This window comes from Oleiphilus sp. HI0080, assembly GCF_001635135.1.
Genome location: NZ_LWFU01000436.1, coordinates 1 through 3,846, shown reverse-complemented (window position 1 = coordinate 3,846; position 3,846 = coordinate 1). Strand labels below are relative to the sequence as shown.

1 protein-coding gene is annotated in these 3,846 nt (G+C 51.9%); it reads left to right on the top strand.

Annotated features, from left to right (window positions below; genetic code table 11):
- On the top strand, window positions 1-3,846 hold a 3,846-nt coding region (locus A3751_RS08395), incomplete at both ends, for a DUF5011 domain-containing protein (protein ID WP_156492338.1).

The window sequence follows — 3,846 nt, the reverse complement described above, 5'->3', positions numbered from 1 at the left end:
ACACTCACCTACAACGTCGCCGACTCTCAGAGCAACGCCGCGCCGACAGTCACTCGTGACGTGATCGTGGCTGACCGCACCGCTCCAGTAATTACACTGAATGGCGCCGCTACGGTACAACACGAGCAAGGCACGACCTACACGGATCTTGGCGCAGCAGCGACCGATGTTATTGATGGCTCCGTCACAGTGAATGTTGCCAACGCCGTGAACCAGAGTACCGCTGGTTCATACACCGTGACTTACAATGCAGTCGATGCCGCGGGCAACGCAGCAACGCCAGTCGTACGAACGGTTATCGTCAGCGATACAACGGCCCCAACCATAACAATCACCGGCGCAAGTCCTCAAACCCATGAGTTTGGAGCCGTGTTTGTTGATGAGGGGGCTACTGCATCGGACAACATTGACGGTGACATTTCATCACGCATTGGCGCCTCTGGTTCCGTAAACCCTAATGCTTTGGGCACCTACTTCATTAGCTACAATGTCACAGACCTTTCTGGAAATGCAGCAGCCACAGCGACGCGAACCGTTGAAGTCGTCGATACCGGCGCACCGGTAATTACAGTAAATGGTGCAAACCCTCTATATCACGAACTCAACACTCCGTTTACAGACCCTGGTGCATCGGCAACCGACGCGGTAGACCCTTCGGTGACGGTTATAACGAGCGGCGATACTGTTGATGCCAATACGGCAGGTACTTACACAATTCTCTACGATGCGCAGGACCAAGATCTTAACGACGCTAATCAACGTTCTCGTACAGTTATCGTTGGAGATTTCACAGCCCCCGTTATTTCGTTAAATGGCGATAGCACAATTACTCATGAACAACTAACGCCATACGTAGACTTGGGAGCAACAGCGACTGACAATATTGACGGCGATATGGGTAACGTGCCCTCAACGGGCAGCGTCGCCTCAAACACAGCGGGCACTTATCTGCTGAGTTATGACATCAGCGACGCCGCGGGCAATGACGCTGTAACGGTCGTTCGGACAGTTATCGTTGAAGATACTACACCTCCGTCTCTGTCGCTCTCTGGTCTCGCGACCGTAAACCACGAACAAGGCACGCCTTATGTGGACCCAGGCGCGACAGCATCAGATAACCTAGATGGTAACCTGACCTCAAACATCGTGGTTAGCAATCCAGTCAACAGCGGCCTTGCTGGCACATATACAGTGTCATACAACGTCACTGATGCGGCGGGAAATCCAGCCAGCACTCTGACTAGAACAGTCATCGTAGCGGACACTGCTGCACCGACCATCAATATTAACGGTGCAACATCTATCAATCATGAGCAAGGAACGGCTTATGTCGACGCAGGCGCGACGGCGAGCGATTTAGTTGACGGGAGCCTAACCTCTTCAATTTCTACCGTGAACAATGTAAACAGTGCGGCAGCGGGTTCTTACACTGTGACATATAACGTGAGTGACGCTGCTGGAAACGCTGCAAGCACTGCTACGCGCACCGTTGTGGTCGCGGATACGACCGCTCCGATAATTCTTAGAACCGGCCCAGCTACGGTAAATGTAGAACAAGGAACGAGCTACACAGACCAAGGAGCAACCGCAACAGACACCGTAGATGGCGTACTTACAGGGTCTATTGCAACTGTGAATCCAGTTAATGTAAATGTAGCCGGATCGTACAGCGTGACATACGATGTTTCAGACGCTGCGAACAATGCGGCAAGCCAAGTGACGAGGACCGTTATTGTTGCCGACACAACGCCTCCAGTCATTACCCTCGTTGGCGCACCGACGGTGAACATTGAACAAGGCGACACGTACAACGACGCTGGAGCCACTGCCTCTGATTCAGTTGATGGCCCATTAACCGGATCTATTTCGACTAATAATCCAGTCAACACGAATATTCCCGGAACCTATACGGTCACCTACAACGTCAGTGACGTCGCAGGCAACTTTGCAGCCCAAGTGACTAGAACTGTCATCGTTGCCGACACTACTCCACCGGCAATTAGTTTGATCGGTTCATCGACGGTCAATGTAGAACAAGGTACAAGCTACTCAGATGCTGGCGCAACCGCATCAGACAGCGTGGACGGAGTCATTACCGCCAATATAACTGTAAGCGGAGACACCGTAGATCCAGCTACAGCGGGCTCTTACGTGATTCGTTATGACGTTACTGACGCCGCAGGAAACGCGGCACCACAAGTGACGAGAACGATCATCGTTGCGGACACAACGCCGCCTCTCATCACCCTCGCGGGAAGCGCACTCGTAAACCACGAGCAAGGCACCGCTTATTCTGATTCAGGCGCAACTGCGAACGATACTGTTGACGGATCGGTTTCAATCACAGTAGGCGGAGACACTGTTAACAGTGCAGTTGCTGGCACGTACACCATAACCTTTGATGCCGTCGACGCAGCTGGCAACAATGCAACTCAAGTAACGCGTACGGTCATTGTTGCTGACACAATGGCTCCTTTAATCTCACTCACCGGGCTAGCGAACATCGACCTTGAGCGCGGAGACAGCTACGTGGAAGATGGCGCGACGGCGACGGACTCGGTAGACGGAGCAGTAGCAGTGAACATCGGTGGCGATACAGTTGATGGAAATACGCCGGGAACTTACACCGTGACATATAACGCTGTGGACGCAGCTGGAAACAATGCAACTCAAGTTACGCGGACTGTCTCAGTAGCTGACACAATTCCACCGAGCATCACCTTGACGGGCTTGGCGAATGTCACACATGAACAGGGCGCCGTTTACTCAGATGCAGGAGCCACCGCAAACGACAGTTATGATGGCAACCTCTCTGGCAGCATCATTGCCACTGGTGTCAATTTTGATGTAAACACTGCAGGCGTCTATATCATTGAATACAACGTTCAAGACAGCTCCGGCAATGCAGCGGCTCCTGTAACGCGAACGGTTACAGTTGAAGACAACACAGCCCCTGTCATCACACGTACTGGCTCGGCAACGGTTACAGTGGAGCGAGGCAACAGCTACACGGATGCAGGTGCAACGGCTACCGACAACATTGATGGCGATCTCACAGGAAGCGTTGTAACGACCGGTTCAGTCAACACGCTCGTCGCCGGTAACTACACCATTACCTACAACGTCAGCGATACATCTGGAAACGCGGGAACCCCTGTACAACGCACGGTAACCGTCGAAGATACCAGCATCCCAACAATCACTTTAGCGGGTTCAGCGAATGTGAATCATGAACAGGGAACAAGCTACACCGATGCGGGAGCAACGGCTCAAGATCTTCCTGGCGAGAATATAAGCGGAAGTATTGTGGTTTCGGGTTCTGTCGATAGCAATACAGCGGGCATTTATGTTCTTACTTTTAACGTGAGTGATATTGCCGGAAACGCTGCAAATTCTGTTACGCGTAGCGTCAACGTAGCCGACACGACAGCTCCTGTAATCACATTGAACGGAGCATCTACAATTAATGTAGAACAAGGCACCAGCTATACGGATGCGGGCGCATCGGCAACAGACCTTGTTGATGGTAGCGTGACAGTAACCGTTGGTGGCGACACTGTAGATCCGGCAACTGCGGGAACCTACATAATTACTTATGATGCGATCGATGCAGCGACCAATAGCGCCATTCAAGTTACGCGTACTGTTATCGTCGCTGACACCACGGTTCCTGTTATTACCTTAACAGGCGATACCAACATAGATATCGCACTTGGTGATCTGTTTGTTGATCCAGGATATAGCGCCAGCGATAACATCGATGGCGACCTAAGTTCAAGCGTCTCGCCTACAGGTAACGTAGACATCAACACGGAAGGCACCTACATACTTAGCTACGATGTGAGT